Source organism: Saliphagus sp. LR7 (assembly GCF_003344565.1).
Taxonomy (GTDB): Archaea; Halobacteriota; Halobacteria; order Halobacteriales; family Natrialbaceae; genus Saliphagus; species Saliphagus infecundisoli.
In genome coordinates this window covers 113,217-130,369 of sequence record NZ_QPND01000008.1, presented here as the reverse complement: position 1 = coordinate 130,369, position 17,153 = coordinate 113,217, and the positions used below count along the sequence as shown (strand labels likewise).

Annotated in this window: 20 protein-coding genes; 12 read left to right on the top strand and 8 right to left on the bottom strand. The window is 67.1% G+C overall.

The window, feature by feature from the left end:
- Positions 1-42: 42 nt before the first annotated feature.
- Together DVH23_RS12830 and DVH23_RS12825 are read left to right on the top strand one after the other, a co-directional pair.
- Entirely contained in the window at positions 43-924 is an 882-nt protein-coding gene (locus tag DVH23_RS12830) for a dihydrodipicolinate synthase family protein (RefSeq protein ID WP_114577825.1), read from the top strand.
- 25 nt (positions 925-949) lie between these two features.
- Complete coding sequence (locus DVH23_RS12825; protein WP_114577824.1) at positions 950-1,783, top strand: NAD(P)-dependent oxidoreductase; 834 nt, start codon at positions 950-952, stop codon at positions 1,781-1,783.
- Positions 1,784-1,894: 111 nt separating this feature from the next.
- Here the strand turns inward: DVH23_RS12825 and DVH23_RS12820 are convergent, their stop codons facing one another.
- Entirely contained in the window at positions 1,895-2,248 is a 354-nt protein-coding gene (locus DVH23_RS12820) for a hypothetical protein (protein WP_114577823.1), read from the bottom strand.
- Positions 2,249-2,384: 136 nt separating this feature from the next.
- Here DVH23_RS12820 and aroC point away from each other — a divergent pair, with 136 nt between their 5' ends.
- The 4 genes from aroC to DVH23_RS12800 all read left to right on the top strand — a co-directional run bounded on the left by aroC (position 2,385) and on the right by DVH23_RS12800 (position 7,412).
- Complete coding sequence (gene aroC / locus DVH23_RS12815; protein WP_114577822.1) at positions 2,385-3,536, top strand: chorismate synthase; 1,152 nt, start codon at positions 2,385-2,387, stop codon at positions 3,534-3,536.
- A gap of 121 nt (positions 3,537-3,657) precedes the next feature.
- On the top strand, positions 3,658-5,556 hold the full coding sequence (locus tag DVH23_RS12810; protein ID WP_114577821.1) for a 2-oxoacid:acceptor oxidoreductase subunit alpha: 1,899 nt from the start codon (positions 3,658-3,660) through the stop codon (positions 5,554-5,556).
- Positions 5,557-5,558: 2 nt separating this feature from the next.
- On the top strand, positions 5,559-6,491 hold the full coding sequence (locus DVH23_RS12805) for a thiamine pyrophosphate-dependent enzyme (RefSeq protein WP_114577820.1): 933 nt from the start codon (positions 5,559-5,561) through the stop codon (positions 6,489-6,491).
- 150 nt (positions 6,492-6,641) lie between these two features.
- Positions 6,642-7,412: a hypothetical protein gene (locus DVH23_RS12800; RefSeq protein ID WP_114577819.1), complete on the top strand. Its 771-nt coding sequence runs from the start codon at positions 6,642-6,644 to the stop codon at positions 7,410-7,412.
- A gap of 51 nt (positions 7,413-7,463) precedes the next feature.
- Here the strand turns inward: DVH23_RS12800 and DVH23_RS12795 are convergent, their stop codons facing one another.
- A complete protein-coding gene (locus DVH23_RS12795; protein ID WP_114577818.1) occupies positions 7,464-7,658 on the bottom strand; it encodes a hypothetical protein in 195 nt (64 codons plus the stop codon).
- A 115-nt stretch (positions 7,659-7,773) separates the two neighbouring features.
- Positions 7,774-8,139 (bottom strand): group 1 truncated hemoglobin, encoded by a 366-nt coding sequence (locus DVH23_RS12790; RefSeq protein ID WP_114577817.1) that lies wholly within the window; start codon positions 8,137-8,139, stop codon positions 7,774-7,776.
- 205 nt (positions 8,140-8,344) lie between these two features.
- On the opposite strand from DVH23_RS12790, the gene lrpA1 reads away from it, so the two are divergent.
- From lrpA1 to DVH23_RS12770, 4 genes are read left to right on the top strand one after another with little or no spacing between them, the layout of a single operon-like run.
- Positions 8,345-8,773 (top strand): HTH-type transcriptional regulator LrpA1, encoded by a 429-nt coding sequence (gene lrpA1 / locus DVH23_RS12785; protein WP_114577816.1) that lies wholly within the window; start codon positions 8,345-8,347, stop codon positions 8,771-8,773.
- A gap of 42 nt (positions 8,774-8,815) precedes the next feature.
- Positions 8,816-9,307 (top strand): SRPBCC family protein, encoded by a 492-nt coding sequence (locus tag DVH23_RS12780; RefSeq protein ID WP_114577815.1) that lies wholly within the window; start codon positions 8,816-8,818, stop codon positions 9,305-9,307.
- 60 nt (positions 9,308-9,367) lie between these two features.
- On the top strand, positions 9,368-9,925 hold the full coding sequence (locus DVH23_RS12775) for an NAD(P)/FAD-dependent oxidoreductase (RefSeq protein ID WP_114577814.1): 558 nt from the start codon (positions 9,368-9,370) through the stop codon (positions 9,923-9,925).
- Between the two features lies 1 nt (position 9,926).
- Positions 9,927-10,904, top strand: a complete 978-nt coding sequence (locus tag DVH23_RS12770) for a succinylglutamate desuccinylase/aspartoacylase family protein (protein WP_114577813.1) — start codon at positions 9,927-9,929, stop codon at positions 10,902-10,904.
- Between the two features lie 85 nt (positions 10,905-10,989).
- Here the strand turns inward: DVH23_RS12770 and DVH23_RS12765 are convergent, their stop codons facing one another.
- On the bottom strand, positions 10,990-11,505 hold the full coding sequence (locus tag DVH23_RS12765; RefSeq protein ID WP_114577812.1) for a hypothetical protein: 516 nt from the start codon (positions 11,503-11,505) through the stop codon (positions 10,990-10,992).
- 147 nt (positions 11,506-11,652) lie between these two features.
- The gene (locus DVH23_RS12760) at positions 11,653-12,108 is read right to left on the bottom strand and encodes a Tfx family DNA-binding protein (protein ID WP_232833759.1); all 456 of its coding nucleotides are present in this window, start codon (positions 12,106-12,108) and stop codon (positions 11,653-11,655) included.
- A gap of 81 nt (positions 12,109-12,189) precedes the next feature.
- Between DVH23_RS12760 and DVH23_RS12755 the strand changes: the two genes are divergently transcribed.
- Positions 12,190-13,152 carry a MoxR family ATPase gene (locus DVH23_RS12755; protein ID WP_114577810.1) on the top strand — a complete coding sequence of 321 codons (963 nt, stop codon included), beginning with the start codon at positions 12,190-12,192 and terminating at the stop codon, positions 13,150-13,152.
- A gap of 565 nt (positions 13,153-13,717) precedes the next feature.
- Here the strand turns inward: DVH23_RS12755 and DVH23_RS12750 are convergent.
- Positions 13,718-14,419 carry a phosphoglycerol geranylgeranyltransferase gene (locus DVH23_RS12750; RefSeq protein ID WP_114577809.1) on the bottom strand — a complete coding sequence of 234 codons (702 nt, stop codon included), beginning with the start codon at positions 14,417-14,419 and terminating at the stop codon, positions 13,718-13,720.
- Positions 14,420-14,582: 163 nt separating this feature from the next.
- Here DVH23_RS12750 and DVH23_RS12745 point away from each other — a divergent pair, with 163 nt between their 5' ends.
- Positions 14,583-15,764, top strand: coding sequence for a bifunctional oligoribonuclease/PAP phosphatase NrnA (locus DVH23_RS12745; RefSeq protein WP_114577808.1), 1,182 nt, complete (start codon positions 14,583-14,585; stop codon positions 15,762-15,764).
- Between the two features lie 84 nt (positions 15,765-15,848).
- Here DVH23_RS12745 and DVH23_RS12740 read toward each other — a convergent pair whose 3' ends face one another.
- Positions 15,849-16,217 carry a hypothetical protein gene (locus DVH23_RS12740; RefSeq protein ID WP_114577807.1) on the bottom strand — a complete coding sequence of 123 codons (369 nt, stop codon included), beginning with the start codon at positions 16,215-16,217 and terminating at the stop codon, positions 15,849-15,851.
- Positions 16,218-16,312: 95 nt separating this feature from the next.
- Positions 16,313-17,128 carry a 5'/3'-nucleotidase SurE gene (gene surE / locus DVH23_RS12735; protein ID WP_114577806.1) on the bottom strand — a complete coding sequence of 272 codons (816 nt, stop codon included), beginning with the start codon at positions 17,126-17,128 and terminating at the stop codon, positions 16,313-16,315.
- Between the last annotated feature and the right edge of the window lie 25 nt (positions 17,129-17,153).

The following is a 17,153-nucleotide window of genomic DNA, read 5'->3' as shown; positions in this document are numbered from 1 at the left end:
CCGGCCGACGCCTTTTATACGGAGCCGGCCCCAGACGGAGCCATGACCGATCCCGTCGGCCGCCTCACCTGCCCGATCGTGACTCCGTTCGACGGCGAGGGTGCCGTCGACGACGACGCGCTCCGGAACCTGATCGAGCACGTCGAGACGGGCGTCGACGGCGTCTTTCCCTGCGGGACGACCGGCGAGTTCGCGAGCCTTTCTCCGGGCGAGCGCCGGGACGTCATCGAGGTCACGGCCGACCACGCGTCGGTCCCCGTCGTCGCGGGCGCGGCGGCGACGAGCGTCGCCGGCACGGTCGAAGCCGTCGAGGTGGCGGCCGACGCGGGCGCCGATGCCGCGGTGGTCGTCCCGCCCTATTTCCACACCGCGAACGCGCCCGCGGGAAATCAGCGGTATTTCGAGCGGGTCGCCGACCGGTCGGCGCTCCCCCTCCTGCTCTACAACATCCCCCAGTGTACCGGCGCCCGGATCGAGCCCGAGACCGTCGCGGCGGTCGCCGACCACGAGCGGATCGTTGGCCTGAAGGACTCCAGTGGCGACCTCTCGTACCTGCTCTCCGTGCAGTCGCAGGTCCCTGCGGACTTCGCGCTCCTCCAGGGGTACGATGCGCTGCTCGTGCCCTCCCTCCGGATGGGGATCGACGGCGGCGTCAACGCCCTCTCGAATGCCCTCCCCGAGGTCTTCGCCGAGGCGGTCGAGCACGCCGGAGAGGAACGCGGCGCGGTCCTCCAGCGGGAGGCGATCACGCCCGTTTTCGAGGCCTGTCTCGAGTACGGTTTCGCGCCGGCGGCGAAGGCCGCGCTCGTTTCCCGGGGCGTCATCGAGAGCGATGCCGTCCGGCCGCCGCTGGTCCCCATCGAGGATCCCGAGCCGATCGAGTCGGCGGTCGAGCGAGCCCTCGAGGTCGGCGCCGAAACGTAATACCGGAGGGACGCGAACGGGACCCATGAACGTCGTGATAACCGGCGGCGCGGGCACGGTCGGTACCGCGATCACGGACCACCTCGCCGAGGAGCACACGATCACGAGCGTCGACGTCGAGGCGCATTCCGACCCGGACGTCGAGTCGGTCGTCGCGGACCTTCGGGAGACCGACCTCCGGCCCCACCTCGAAGACAAAGACGCGCTGATCCACCTGGCTCACGTCCCTCAAGAGCACGGGAATCCCGGCGACACCGAGATCACGCCGTTCGAAGCCCACCGGGAGAACCTCGCGCTCCACGCCGACGCGGTCGGCGCGGCCGCCGAAGCGGGGGTTGACTCGATCGTCTACGCGTCCTCGAACCATGCGGTCGGGCGCTACGAGGACGATCACGCACCCGAGATCTACTACCCCGAGTACGGACTGACCGTCGATCACACCGTCGCGCCCCGGCCGGACTCGATGTACGGCGTCGAGAAGGTGTACGGCGAGGGGTGCTGTCGGCTCGCGGCGGAGGCCCACGATGTCCGCGCCTACGCCCTCCGGATCTGTGCGGTTCGCGACCGCGAGTACGACCACCCCTACGGCGACGCCGAGCGCGGGGTCGATCGCGGCAAGTTCGACCGGGGAGGCGACGCCTACGACGAGCAGGTCGCCCGGCTGAAGGCGATGTGGCAGTCCCGCCGGGATCTCGCCAAGCAGGTCGAGTGCTGTCTCTCCGACGACACCGTCGAGTACGACGTTTTCTACGGCGTCAGCGACAACGACCGGCGGTGGTTCGACATCGACCACGCCCGCGAGGTCCTGGGATACGAGCCGGCGGACGACGGCGAGGAGTGGGATGCGCCGCCGGAGTGATCGGGATCGCTCGGGGCGGCGCTGCTCGCGTCGTAGGGTCGGCTGTCAGTCCTTGCGCTATTAATCGCACTACTCCGGTTCGATCGTCGGTAAATCGTCTATCCGACCCGCTCAGGACCTGACGTGGACGAGACGGCGAAGCCCGATCTCGGTATAGAGTCGAACGGAAAAGCAGTCGAAATCGATCGGATCCGGGCCGGCGTCGGCGCCGTCGATCGCCGTCTCGATTTCCGACTCGAACTCGCCATCGTACTCGAGTTCGAGGTCGTCGCCGATCCGGCCCGTTTCGTCGTCCTCGTCGATAAACCACAGCCGCAGCGAGGGGTCGTCCCGGTCCTCGCTGGGGAACTCGTCGGGCGGGGAGTCGATGTAGCTCGGGGGCAATCTGGGGCATGGGCCCCGGAAGACGCCACACATTGGGCGGGTGATCGCGGTCGAGGTCGACTCGATTTCGTCGTATGGCATAGGTGAAGAAACAGGGCCCCCGGCTCCTTGAACCGACTGCTTTCTTTCACCCTGCCGGCTCCGGTTCCACGAGCGTCCAGCCGTGGACGTTGCGCGTTCCTGTAGCGCTAAGTAGCCCCGTCCCCGAGGGGCGGACATGAACGGTAACCGCTTCGGACGGCTCTTTCAGGTGACCACCTTCGGCGAGAGCCACGGCGAGGCGATGGGCTGCACTATATCCGGATGTCCCGCCGGCCTCGAGCTCACCGAGGAAGACGTCCAGGCCGACCTCGATCGACGGAAGCCGGGCCAGTCGATGATCACCACGAGTCGAGGAGAGCCCGACGACGTCTCGATCAAGTCGGGCACCCAGGACGGCTACACGACGGGGACGCCGATCGGGATGGTGATCCAAAACAAGGACGCCCGCTCGGGGAAGTACGAACCCTTCATCACCGCGCCCCGGCCCTCCCACGGCGACTTCACGTATTCAGCCAAGTTCGGTACCCGAAACTGGGGCGGCGGCGGGCGGTCCTCGGCCCGGGAGACGGTCAACTGGGTTGCCGCGGGCGCCATCGCGAAGAAACTGCTCGCAAGTGAGGGGATCGAGCTGAAGGCCCACGTCAACCAGATCGGTGACGTCTCCGCCCCCGAGGTGAGCTTCGAGGAGATCAAAGCGCACAGCGAGGAAAACGACGTTCGGTGTGCCCATCCCGAGACCGCAGCGAAGATGCAGGAGCTGATCGAGGCCTACCAGGAGGAAGGCGACTCGATCGGCGGCTCGATCTACTTCGAGGCTCGAGGCGTGCCGGTCGGACTCGGCGCGCCCCGCTTCGACTCGCTGTCCGCGCGTCTGGGCCAGGCGATGATGGCCGTGCCCGCGACGACGGCCTTCGAGTTCGGGTTGGGGACGGAAGCTCGGGAGTGGACCGGCAAGGAACGAAACGACGACTGGGAGTTCAGCGAGGACGGCGATCCGGTTCCCGTTGAAAACGACCACGGGGGGATCCAGGGGGGGATAAGCTCGGGCGAACCGATCTACGGCGAGGTGACCCTCCACGCGCCGACGTCGATTCCCAAGAGCCAGCAGACGGCGGACTGGGAGACCGGCGAGCTGAAAGAAGAGAAGGTGATCGGCCGCCACGATCCGGTCCTCCCGCCCCGAGGGGTGCCCGTCGTCGAGGCGATGCTCGCGCTCACGCTCGTAGACTTCATGCTCCTGTCGGGTCGGCTGAACCCGGACCGGCTCGACAACGATCCCGGCGAGTACGATACCGCCTACCACCCGAGCAACCCGCACAACGAGTAGCCGCCCGACAACCTTCCGGCAAGTCTTTCACGAAAGATCCTTGGTAATGTATAGCAAAGGCTTTAGGTTCGGTGGAGCCAACTCGTGACTACTGCTGGCCCAGGAGGGGCCGCATCCACCTATGAGCGACAACGAACTCATCTGGCGCGTCGCCGGCGGTTCCGGAGACGGGATCGACTCGACGAGCCAGAACTTCGCCAAAGCGCTGATGCGCTCGGGGCTCGACGTCTTTACCCATCGCCACTATCCCTCGCGGATCCGTGGCGGCCACACCTACGTCGAGATCCGGGCCGCAGCCGAGGAGGTACAGTCACGGGGGGACGGCTACAACTTCCTGCTGGCGCTGGGCGACTCCTTCGCCCGGAACCCACAGGAAGAGGCCTACTACGGCAACGAGGAGGTCAAACCCCTCTCTGAGAACTTAGAGGACCTGCGCGAGGGCGGGGTCATCATCTACGACGAGGGCCTGTTGAGCGAGGAGGACGTCGCCGAACTCGACCTGGAGGAGCGTGCCGAGGAGAACGGCTGGCACCTCTACCCGATGGACCTCCGGTCGCTGGCCCGCGAACACGGCCGCGAGGTCATGCGAAACACCGCCGGCGTCGGCGCGACGGCGGCGCTGCTCGACATGGACCTCGAACACATCGAGGACCTGATGGAAGACGCGATGCCCGAGAAGATCTTAGAGCCCAACATCGAGATCCTCCACGAGGCCCACGAGATCGTGAGCGAGGAGTACGAGTTCACCCATGATCTCCGGGTTCCCGAGGGCGACCACGACGACGAGCAGGCGCTGCTCTCGGGGTCGAACGCGATCACCTTCGGTGCGATCGACTCGGGCTGTCGGTTCATCGCGGGCTACCCGATGACGCCCTGGACCGACGTCTTCACGCTCATGTCCCAGCACCTCCCGGAGATGGGCGGGGTCTCCGAGCAGGTCGAAGACGAGATCGCCGCCGCCGCACTCGCCGTCGGGGCGAGCCACGCCGGCGTCAAGGCCATGTCCGGCTCTTCCGGTGGCGGCTTCGCGCTGATGAGCGAACCGCTCGGCCTCGCGGAGATGACCGAGACCCCGCTGGTCCTGCTCGAATCCATGCGTGCGGGTCCCTCGACGGGGATGCCCACCAAGCCCGAGCAGGCCGACCTCGAGTTCACCCTCTATACGAGCCAGGGCGACTCGAACCGCGTCGTCTTCGCGCCGGGCACCGTCGAGGAGGCCTACGAGCAGACCCGGACGGCGTTCTACATCGCCTACGAGTACCAGATCCCGACGGTCATCATCTACGACCAGAAGCTCTCCGGCGAGAACACCAACGTCGACGTGAGCTTCTTCGACCGCGAGCCCGCACCCGACCTGGGCTCGACGATGACCGAGGAGGAACTCGAGGACGCCGTCCACGACGCCTCCGGGAAGTTCCACCGCTTCCAGCACGACCCCGAAAACGGCGTCAGTCCCCGCTCGCTGCCCGGCCAGCAGGACGGACGCTACCTCGCGACGGGCAACGAACACACGCCCGCGGGTCACATCAGCGAGGACCCCGACAACCGCGTCGCACAGGTCAACCGCCGCCTCCGCAAGCTGGAGGCGATCCGGGCTGACCTGGACGAGGGTGACACCCACCAGACGTACGTCGGCGACGACGACGCCGACTACGGGATCATCACCTGGGGCTCCTCGCAGGGCGTCGTCGAGGAGGCAGTCGCCAGACTCGAGGCCGACGGCCACAGCGTCAAGGCCGTCGGCGTCTCCGAGATGATGCCGTTCCCTGAAGCCGAACTGGCGGAGTTCATAGAGAGCGTCGAGGAGGCGATGGTCGTCGAGATGAACGCCTCCGCGCAGTTCCGGGGGCTGCTCCAGAAGGAACTCGGCCGCTACGGCGAGAAGCTGACCAGCCTGCTCAAGTACAACGGCAACCCCTTCGAACCCGCCGAGGTCGTCGAGGGGTACGAACTGAACGTCGAGGGCTCGGGGACCGACCCGTCCGCACAGGTCCGGCTCGAGCCCGCTGCAGGTGACTGACAATGAGTGCATTCAACGCCATCGGAGACGAACGAGAGATCGACCGCGACGAGTTCACGCCGGGTCTGGAACCCCAGCCGACGTGGTGTCCGGGCTGTGGCGACTTCGGCGTCCTGAAGGCGCTGAAACAGGCGCTCCCGGAGGTCGGCAAGACCCCCGAGGAGGTGCTGACGGTGACGGGGATCGGCTGTTCGGGCAAGCTGAACAGCTACCTTGACACCTACGGGTTCCACACGATCCACGGCCGGTCGCTGCCGGTCGCCCGCGCGGCGAAGTTGGCCAACGACGGGCTCGAAGTGATCGCCGCCGGCGGTGACGGCGACGGCTACGGGATCGGCGGGAACCACTTCATGCACACCGCCCGGGAGAACCACGACATGACCTACATCGTCTTCAACAACGAGGTCTTCGGGCTCACCAAGGGCCAGACCTCGCCGACCTCGCCGAAGGGTCACAAGTCGAAGACGACGCCCCACGGCAATGCGAAGTCGCCGATCCGGCCGCTGTCGCTCGCGCTGACCTCGGGGGCGACCTACATCGCCCGGACCGCCGCAGTCAACCCGAACCAGGCAAAGGAGATCATCAAGGAGGCGATCGACCACGACGGGTTCGCCCACATCGACTTCCTGACCCAGTGTCCGACCTGGAACAAGGACGCAAAGCAGTACGTCCCCTACGTGGACGTCCAGGAGTCCGAGGACTACGACTTCGACGTCAACAGCCGCGAGGAGGCCCAGGAGATGATGTTCGAGACCGAGAACGCCCTCCACGAGGGCACCGTCCTCACCGGACGCTACTTCGTCGACGAACGTCCCTCCTACCAGGACGAGAAGAAGGAACTCGGCGAGATGCCCGAGGAACCGCTCGCCGAGCGCTACTTCGAGGACGACTACGACTGGGAGCGCAGCTACGACCTCCTCGAGCGCCACAAGTAACCCGTTTCGCGATCTCTCGTTTTCGAGCGTTCGAACTCGACGGACCGAACTCCATAGTCCCCCATAGCGCTCGGAGGTGGCCATAGCGGCCTATAGCGGGTCGGACGCCACATATACGGAGTTAAGAGGATCGTCCGGCCTGATCCGTTCGTGACCGACGACGACCCGCTGGCCGTCCTCCACGAGGCCGCCCGCGTGCTTCGCTCGGAGCGTCGGGAACTCGCCGACGAACGCGAGGCGTTCTCGCAGTTCCGGACGCGGGTCGGCGCGCTTGAGACGACCGCCTCGACGGCGCGCTTTCCGACGCTGCTCACCGACCGGACCCGGACGGCGCCCGGGCGGACGACACCGGATCAGGTCCGCGAGGCGTACGTCCGGACGGTAATGTGCGTCCCCCACTACGAGGAGGCGTACGGCGAGTCCTACCGGGAGAACCTCGAACGGGAGCTCACCCCGGAGCTCGCGACCGCGATCACGAGGTCTGAGGGGCTCTCGCCAGGACTCAAGCGCTCGCTCGCCGACTGCGTCGATCGGGCCATCGACGCGCGGGAGTCGTTGCTCGAGTTCCTCGAGGCCGAGTCGGAGGCGATCACGGACGCCGAGGAGCGCCTCGTGGGGATCGTCGGGGACCTCGAGTCGGTCGTGGCCCAGCCCCTCGATCGGGCGGGCTTTCACGTCCTCATATCGAGTCGCGACCGCCTCGACTCGCTCGAGGATCGGTGTGGGGTCCTTCTTGAGGAGCGCCAGGCCCGGATCCGCCGGGAGCACTCCGTCTCGGTGGCCGGGATCGACGACACGGCTCGATACCTCTATGGCTCCTGTCGGACGACTCATCCCGTCCTCGCCGCCATCGCCGCCGTCTGTGCCGGCATCGAGGAGGGCCGCCGGACGATCGACCGGCGGCTGGCCGTCGTCGAGTAGCCGCCGCTAGGATGCATCGTCCTTGCCGGGTCTTTTCGACGGAATCAGGCCCTACAGCTCGTCGGCGACGAGCCGCGAGAGGGCGCTCTTCCGGTGGCTGGCCTGTAAGTGGTCGTAGATCCCGCCGTCGCCGTCGGCGGCGAACGCACAGAGCGGACAGGTACGGCGCTCTCCCGGCGTCGTCGTTCGAGCGTTCGTCTCCTCGGCCACCGTTCGGTCCGCGGCCTCGACAGTGCGCTGTGCCATCGAGAGATGGATCGACGCCCGGACGTAAGCGCGTTTCTAGGAGGGGAACGTGTCGGTCCGGGGTCGTACGGAGAGATACGGAGAGGTACGTCGATCGTCCCGAACCGGGCGCCCGCTACCGTGCCGTCACGATCGCCTCCTCGTAGCCGTAGACCGCATCCATCACCGCCTCGCGGTCGTCCTCCGAGACCTCAAACTCCGCGAGCGTCCGGTCGAGATGGGTCGCGATGGCCTCGAACTCCTCGGGTGCGATGTCGAGGTGGTCGTGAGCCGATGCCATCTCATCGCCGGTGTACTCGACGGGCCCGCCCGTGACGGCCGAGAGGAACTGCGTCTGGTGTATGCGCTGGCGTTCCATGTCGATCCCGTCGAAATAGCCCGCGACCCGCTCGTCGTCGAGCACCTTCTCGTAGAACGAGTCGACGACGGTAGCGATCGATTCCCGTCCGCCCAACCGCTCGTAGAGGGTTTCGTCGGTCATTGTCGGGTTCTACACGTGGACGTGATCGCTCGCCACGTACGATACCTGCGACGGTTCCCGGCTCCCGGGAATCGCTCGGGGAACGCGGTCTCCCGTCCGGTGGAGGCCGACCGGAGGGTCGCCCGAACCCGTTCCCGGATCGGCGGGCGACGGTCGGGTTTTCGGATACACAAGATATTTTCCCGTCGGCGCAAAACAGTTGGTCATGAGTAGCCGGTCTACGGGAGAGCGCGTTTTACAGGTCCTAGAGGAGGACGCCCAGGCCTCCTACGCCGATATCGCCGAGCGTGCGGAGGTCTCGAAGCCGACGGTCCGCAAGTACATCAACCAGCTCGAGGAGGAGGGGGTGATCGTCGGCTACTCGGCCGACGTCGACCCCAAGAAACTCTCGGGCCAGACGATCGCGATGGTCGGCCTCGAGGTCGCGAGCGAGCGCTACGTCGACGCGACCGCGGCGTTGCGGGACTTAGAGGAGGTCGAGGCGCTGTACAGCTCGAGTGGCGATCACACGCTGATGGCGGAAGTGCGTGCCGAAGACAGCGGCGCGGTCGGGCGGGTCATAAACGAGGAGATCCTCGCGGTCGAAGGCGTGACCGAGGCCCACCCCTCGTTTCTCCAGGAACGCCTGAAGTGACGTAGGCCGCGGAGTTTTGGGTCACGAGAGCGTCGTTCCGATATGGCGACGTACGAACGGGAGACGCGGATCCGGGCCCCTCTCGAGCGGGTCTGGGAGTTTCACTCGCGGGTATCGGGTCTGGAGACGCTGACGCCGGCGTGGATGGAGCTTCGCGTCGAGTCGGTGATCGGCCCCGATGGCGAGCGCGAGCCGGCGGTTCTGGATGTCGGCTCGGAGATCACGCTCTCGATCCGGCCGGGCGGTGTCGGCCCGCGCCAGCACTGGACATCGGTGATCACCGAGCGCGAGCGCGAGGACGGGGTCGCGTACTTCCGCGACGAGATGGTCGATGGCCCGTTCGACCGGTGGGTCCACACCCATTCTTTTTTCGCCGACGGCCGGGAGACGGTCTGTCGGGACCGGGTCGAGTACGAACTCCCGTCCCTGCTCGGCCCCCTTGGAGAACGGTGTCCGTCGGTGACCGGACTCGGGTTCGAGCCGATGTTCCGGGGGCGCCACGCGAAGGCGAAGGCCGTTCTGGAACGCGAGTAGGACGGGCACCCATCGTGGTTGCGCATAGCCTTTATCAGCCGTGGGGCCATCGTTCCGGATATGGTACACGTAGCCATCGTCGGCGGCGGCCCCGCGGGACTGAGCGCCGGGCTGTTCACGGCGAAAAACGGCCTCGAGACGACGGTCTTCGACACCGACGAGACCTGGATGCACAAGGCCCACCTGTTCAACTACCTCGGGATCGAGAGCCAGGACGGCTCCGCGTTCATGGAGGACGCACGCGAGCAGGTCGACTCCTTCGGCGTCGAACGCGTTCAGGGCGAGGAGGTCCTCAGTGTGGAGGAGGATGGCGACGGCTTTACCGTCGAGACCGAGGAGGGGAGCCACGACGCCGACTACGTCGTCTTCGCGACCGGCGCGAAACGTTCGCTGCCCGAAGAGTTGGGATGTGAGACGACCGACGACGGACCGGTCGACGTCGGGATCGACATGGAGACGAGCGTTTCCGGCGCCTACGCGACGGGTGCGACCGCCCGCGCCGAGGAGTGGCAGGCGATCATCTCGGCGGGCGACGGTGCCGCCGCCGCCCTCGACATCCTGAGCAAGGAGAAGGGCGAACACTTCCACGACTTCGACGTGCCCGACGACGCCGAGTGAGATGGTGACTCACAGCCGGCGGACGATAACACCCCTCGAACTCCCCGCCGGCGGTGACGTTTCGCTCTCGATCCACGAGTACGAGGGAAGCGAGGGGCCGACCGTCTACGTCCAGGCCGCCCAGCACGGCCGCGAGGTAAACGGCACCGAGGTCCTCCGGCGGCTTCACGACGAGCTGGTCGAGGCGGACATCGCCGGGCGGGTGATCGCGGTGCCGGTCGCCGACCCGCTCACGTTCGATCACGCGAGCTATACCGCCTCACGGGGAATCGACGAGACGAACCCGAACATGAACCGGGTCTGGCCCGGCGATAGCGAGGGGTCGGCCCACGGGCGGATCGCCGCCGCTCTCTGGGAACACGCCTCGGCGGCCGACGCCGTCGTCGACCTCCACACGATGAGTCCCGACGCGCTCTCCCACGTCGTGGTCACCGAGGGCGACCGGGAGTCGATCGCGCTCGCGGAGGCGTTCGGTACCGACCTGACGCTGGTCGAGCCGTTGCCGGGGGACAGCGAGGGCGACGAGGATACGGACGAGGAGTGGCACCGTAGGAACTTCTCGGGGAAGCTCCGGGTGACCGCCGCTCGACGAGGGATCCCGTGTATCACGCCCGAACTCGGTTCCCACACCCGTGTCCAGGAGTCGGCCGTCGAGACCGGTCTCGTCGGGCTCCGGAACGCCCTCCGCCACTTGGGGGTTCTCCCCGGCGACCCCGTCGGGAACGGACGGACCGAGCGGGCGAGAAACCACCTCGGCCGGGTTCGGGCCGACGAGTCCGGACTGTTCGTCCCCGGCGAGGTCGCCGTCGGCGACCGCGTTACCGAAGGAGACCGGCTCGGCACGCTGTACGGCCCGACCGACTACGGCGTTCGCCAGGAGGTCCGTGCCGACCGCGAGGGCGTCCTCTACGCGCTGACCCGGGAGGCGACGGTCGTCGCCGGCGACACGCTCGCGAACGTCGCGCTTCCCCTGGAGTGAGGGCTCGAGGAGGGTGCGACTCGAGGCGATAGGCGCACGATGCTCGCAGTCTCCTGAAGAAAGAAAACGTAGTTCTCGATTCGGTTTACTCGTCGGAGTCGTTGTCCTCGCCGAGGCCGCCGCTCTCGTTGTCCTCGGTCTCGTTCATGCCGGTGTCGTTGTCGTCGCCGAGACCGTCGCTCTCGTTGTCCATCTCGGACTCGTTGTCCATCTCGGACCCGTTGTCTTCGCCCATACCGGACTCGTTGTCGTCGCCGAGACCGTCGCTCTCGTTGTCCATCTCGGACTCGTTACCCATGCCGGATTCGTTATCCTCGCCCATGCTGGATTCGTTGTCCATCTCGGACTCGTTGTCTTCGCCCATACCGGACTCGTTGTCCATGCCGGATTCGTTGTCTTCGCCCATACCGGACTCGTTGTCCATCTCGGACTCGGTTTCTTCCTCCTCGGTGTCCGTCTCGTTTTCCGTGTCGTTCTCCTCGGCGTCGCCGTTCCCGTTGCCACCGTTCCCGCCGTTGTCGCTACAGCCGGCCAGCCCGACCGCAGCAGCGGTACTCGACAGCAGTACGAACCGTCGTCGCGAGAGATCCGAGTCAGTCATGTTGCACGTCTGTCGATCCGACACCGACTGTTAAGTCTGCTGTATTTATCTCCGTATGATAAGATACGTCACACCGAACGGGGGAGGCGCAGCCGGCAAGTGCCGGCCGCGTGGGGGCCGTTGGTTCGATCGCCCCCGAGTTCGTGCTCATCCCGAGCGTCGCACGCGCACCGAGCCGTCCTCGCCAACGCCGACGACGATCGGCGTCCGAACCTCGCGGTCGGCGACCGCCCCGCCCGCGGCGTCGTGGATCAGCTTCAGCAGCTCGGGGGCGGCGTGGGCGACCGTCAGGTCCGCCTCGTCGCAGGCGTCGTACACCCGGTCGGGAACGTCATAGAGGTCGGTCCCCGACGGGACCGTCACCCGGACCGGCGCGGCGAGCGTCTCGGCGAAGGTGACGGTCTCCCTCGCTTTCGCGACGTTGTCGCGGGCGCTGCCCTCGATCGAGGCGACGTTCGCCCGCGAGGTCCCGATCCGATCCGCGACCTCGGCCTGCGAACAGCCCTCGGCCCGGAGCGCGAGCACCTGGGCCTGGCGGGCGGTGAGGACGTGCTCAGCCGGGTCGAAACCCGCGAGGAGGTCCCCGCCGTCCTGGGAGTCCATGACCGACCCTCGCCCGCCCCGAACCATATAGCCTCGGGCGCGGAGCCGAACCTATAACCACCTCGCCGCCGGATGCGGGGTATGGACGTCACCGACGCCGCCGCGACCTGCCGGGCGGTCCTCGCGGAGGCCGCGACGGCCGTCGTCGGCGAGGACGAGCGCCTCGAGACGATCCTCACCGCGATCGTCGGCCAGGGCCACGTACTCCTAGAGGACGTGCCGGGAACCGGAAAGACCCTCACTGCCCGAACGATCGCCGCCGCGCTCGACCTCGAGTTCACCCGGATCCAGTTCACCCCCGACCTGCTTCCCAACGACGTCACCGGGACCCATGTCTACGACGAGGGCCGGGGCACCTTCGAGTTCAACGAGGGGCCGGTCTTCGCGAACGTGGTGCTCGCCGACGAGATCAACCGGGCGCCTCCCAAGACCCAGGCCGCCCTGCTCGAGGCGATGGGCGAGAAGCAGGTGTCGGTCGCCGGCGAGACCCGCCAGCTTCCCGAGCCGTTCTTCGTGATCGCGACCCAGAACCCGATCGAACAGGAGGGCACGTTCCCGCTGCCGGAGGCCCAGATCGACCGGTTCATGATCAAGACGAGCCTGGGCTACCCCGATCGGGCGGGCGAACTCGAGTTGCTCGACCGGCGCGCCGAGCGCCGGAGCCGCGTCCCCGAAGTGGAGGCGGTCGCCGACCGGGAGACCGTCCTCGCGCTCCAGGAGGTCCCCGAGACGGTTCGAGTGGACGAGGCGATCCGGGAGTACGTCGTCGACGTCTGCAGAGAGACCCGCGAGGACGGCCGCGTCGAGGTCGGCGTCTCCCCGCGGGGGATCCAGCGGCTGTTCGAGGCGTCCCGTGCGCGGGCGGCCCTCGCCGGCCGGGAGTACGTCGCCCCCGAGGACGTCCGGCGGGTGGTCCATCCCGTCCTCGATCACCGGATCGTGCTGACGACGGAGGCCGACGTCCGCGGCGTCGAGAAGGGGGCGGTCGTCGAGAGCGCGGTCACGAGCGTTCCGGTGCCCGCGATGGATGCAAATTCGGAGTAACCGCTAGAGTGTTCTGGAACCTTCGCATGCCTGCTGTCGGCTTCGGAATCCGGTCACTGAGGGTGCGAACCGATCAATAGCCTGGTTCAGGCCAACGGTACCGAGTGATTTACTGGTCAAGAATCATAGGCTATGTGTTCAACAGCTACGGAAATCCGATAGAGAAGATATACTGAAACTAACCCGAGACCGATCCACAACAACCGTACTACAACCCCTAGCATTCCAAATCCGATTCCGACTACTAAACCGAAAATAGCGAGAACACTTAGGACAGCTGTGGTCGGAATCATCTCATTATGGTCTATATTTCTGGACATACGATTGATGTAAAACTCCAAACGCAAGAAGGTATGGGATCGTTCGACTTACTTTTCCTCACACGAGCTTCCCCTCTGTGTCCTGGGGATTTTGGTAGCTGCTGGAGAGAGAACGATGATCTAGTAGCTCGCTCAGTTATCCGAATACGGGAACCGAACCGATCGGGTCGAAAACGATCACCCCGAACGAGTTTCGATACCCCCCTGGGTATCGAATACCGTCGTGAGAGGGGTCCCCAACGCTTTCAGGCGTCGTTCGCGGCCTCGACGGTCTCGCGGACGGCCTCGACCCCGCGGTCGTGGGCCAGGTTGCCGACGACGATCACGTCGGCGTGAGCGGCCATCCGGTGGGCCGAGTCGTAGTCGTGGATGCCGCCGCCGTAGAAGAGGGCGGAGTCGGAGACGGCGTCGCCGGCGGCCGCGACGACCTCCTCGTCGCCGTAGGTGCCCGAATACTCGAGGTAGACGATCTCCTGGCCGAACATCCGCTCGGCGACGGTCGCGTAGGCGGCGACGTCGTCGGCCGAGAGGTCACAGTCGGCCTCGGTGAGTTCTGCGACGTCGGCCGCGGGGTTCATCACGATGTAGGCCTCCGTCCAGGTCCGGTCCCACTCGAGGTCGCCCTCGAGACGGATCCACTCCTTGTGGGCGCCGGTGATCCAAAAGGGCGAGCCGGCGTTGAACACCGTCGGGACGAGGTAGCCGTCCAGGGCCTCCTCCTCGACGACGACGCTCGGGTTCGAAGGCTCCTGGTAGAGGGGAACGTCGTGTTCCGCACACGCCCGGATCACGGCGGACATGTTCTCCTCGGTCATCCCCGTCGTGCCGCCGATCTCGATCGCGTCGGTCCCCGTCGCACAGAGGTCGCCATAGGTGACCCCGTCCGGAAGCTCCTTGTCGGGGTCTAGCTTCAGGACGTGGTTCCAGTCGTCCCAGGGTGCAGTCATACCGCCTCGTTTCTCGGTACCGAGCAAAAGCCCTGCGAAAGCCCGGGTCGCCCGCAGCCGGCGGCTCCGGAACGTTCTAATTTCCCGGAACGGGACACCGGTAACCGTACATAGCAAGCACCTGAGGGGGAACCTTCTTGCCGGTCGCGTCTGAGTGTGGGCCATGAGCGTTCGAGCCGTCCCGCTCGCCGTCGGTAGGGACGCGCTCGCGGCCGGCGACGACGCGGCCGAGGGGGCGGTCGGACCGGTCGACCCGCTCTCGCTCGTCCTCGTCGTCGGGCTGGCCGCCACGGTCGTCGGGCTCTGGTGGCTCCTCCGGTGGGTACGACGTCCTCCTGCCGTCCGGCTCCGGGAGGTCTTAGAGGAGTACGAGGAGGTGACGGTGTTGCTCCATCCGAACCCGGACCCGGACGCGATGGGCGCGGCGATGGGGGTCGGGGCGATCGCCGAGTCGGTCGGCGCCGAGGCGACCCTCCAGTACCCCGGCGAGATCCGCCACCAGGAGAACCGCGCGTTCCGGACGGTGCTCGGCCTCGAGCTCGGCCAGCTCGAGGCCGCGACCGAGCTCGCGAGCGACGCGATCGTGCTCGTCGATCACAACACGCCCCGCGGCTTTACCGGCTCGGAGCTGGTCGAGCCCGTCGCGGTCGTCGACCACCACCCCGGAAACGGGACGGGGACCCGCTTTACGGACGTCCGGACGGGCTACGGCGCGACGTCGACGATCGTCGCCGAGTACTTGGAGGACCTGGGGGCGACGGTCGGCGCCGGGAGCGACGAGGAGGGGATCGTCGTCTCCCCCGAGATCGCGACCGGGCTCGTCTACGGCATCCAGTCGGACACGAACCACCTCACGACGGGTTGTTCGGAGGCCGAGTTCGCCGCCAGCGCCTACCTCTTTCCGGGGATCGACGAGGACCTCCTCGATCGGGTCGCGAACCCTCAGGTCAGCGACGACGTCCTGCAGACCAAAGCCGAGGCGATCACCGGGAAACGCGTCGAGGGCTCGTTTGCGGTCTGTGACGTCGGCCGGATCGACAACGTCGACGCGATCCCACAGGCCGCAGACGAGTTGATGCACCTGGAGGGAGTGACGGCGGTCGTCGTCTTCGGGGAGACCGACGGCACGCTCCACCTCTCGGGGCGCTCCCGGGACGACCGGGTCCACATGGGCGAGAGCCTTCGACACGCCGTCGGCGACGTCCCAATGGCCAACGCCGGGGGCCACGCCCGGATGGGCGGCGGTCAGCTCCCGGTCGAACACATGCGGGGCGCGGGCGGCGATGGGATGAGCAAGGCGGACCTCGAGGAAGAACTGTTCTCGGTGCTCTCGGGCGAGCGGTGACTCATAGCGGCGGAGACGAGTCGTTCCACCGTCGGTCGGAGTCCGTTGTCGCGACCGAACGGTACATCGTCGCCTCCGCCCCTATCAGTCGCTGGTCAAGTGCGGGCGATACCCCTTGGGCTCGAACCCGCGCCGGCAGACCACCCGGCGGCCGCCGACGTCGATCGCGCTCACCTGACCCTCCCGTTCCATCCGGTCGAGACAGGCCTCGAGTCGTTCCTCGGACCAGCCGGTCTCGCCGACGATCGTCGAGCGCTCGACGCGACCGCCGCGTTCGACCAGCAGGCGGAGGACGCGGTCGTCCTCGGGGAGGTCGCGGTCGTTGACGCCGTACTCGACCCGGTCGGCGTAGTAGGATTCGTGGCCCGCTTCCGTGGTGTTCTCGGACGATACGTCGGCCGGCTCTCGTTCCCGGAGATCGGCGAGCAGGGATCTGAGTGTGTCCAGTACCATGTTGTTGTGTCACCGCTGGTGGAATACGTCACCGCGTCCACGCACTTCTCCCTTGGTGTTACGCCCGACCGGGTATATGGGCCTACCGCCGTCGTTCACGAACTGAGTGAGGTTCCCGGGTAGCGCTCGGCGAGGTCGTCGAGGGCGTCGTGGTGGCGCGTCGAGTGGGGTGCCGTAAGCGGCGAGACGCTGACCCGGCCCTCGACGACCGCCCGCCGGTCGGTGCCGGCCGGGTCGGGGATCGACTCGGCTTCCATCTCCTCCCAGACCCTGTCGTGGAGGACGACCCGCTCGCCCTCGCGGACGGCGTCCATCTCGTAGCGCCTCGAGGGCCGGGTGATCTCCATCGGGGCGGGGTCGCCCGCCGCTTCTTCGGGAACCGGCGCATTGACGTTGAGGTAGGCGGCCTCCTCGAAGACGCCGGCCTCGAGAGCGTGCTCGACGAGGTAGGTCGTCGCGCGGGCGGCCTCCCGGTAGTCGCTCCGGCCGGTCTCGACGTCCTCGAAGGCGAGGTCGCCGACGGGGACGTACATCGACGTCGCGATCGCGGGGACGTCGAAGAAGGCGGCCTCGACGGCCGCGCTGATCGTCCCCGAACGCCCGAGGACGTACTCTCCCAGGTTCGCCCCCTTGTTGCAACCCGCAACGACCAGGTCGGGGAACGGACCCAGCTCGGCGAGGCCGGCGACGACGCAGTCTGCGGGCGTTCCCGCGACGGCGTAGCCCAGGTCGTGGTCGGTGACGCCGACCTCGCCCGACAGCGATCGCCCGACGGCGCTCTGGTCGTCGGAGGGTGCGACGACGGTGACGTTCCCGACGTCCGAGAGAGCGTCGTAGAGGACGCGGATCCCCGGCGTCTCGATCCCGTCGTCGTTCGTGAGCAGGATCTCCGGCTCGGTCGGCTGGCTCATTCTCTGTCGGGGCCTCGGAGCGGGG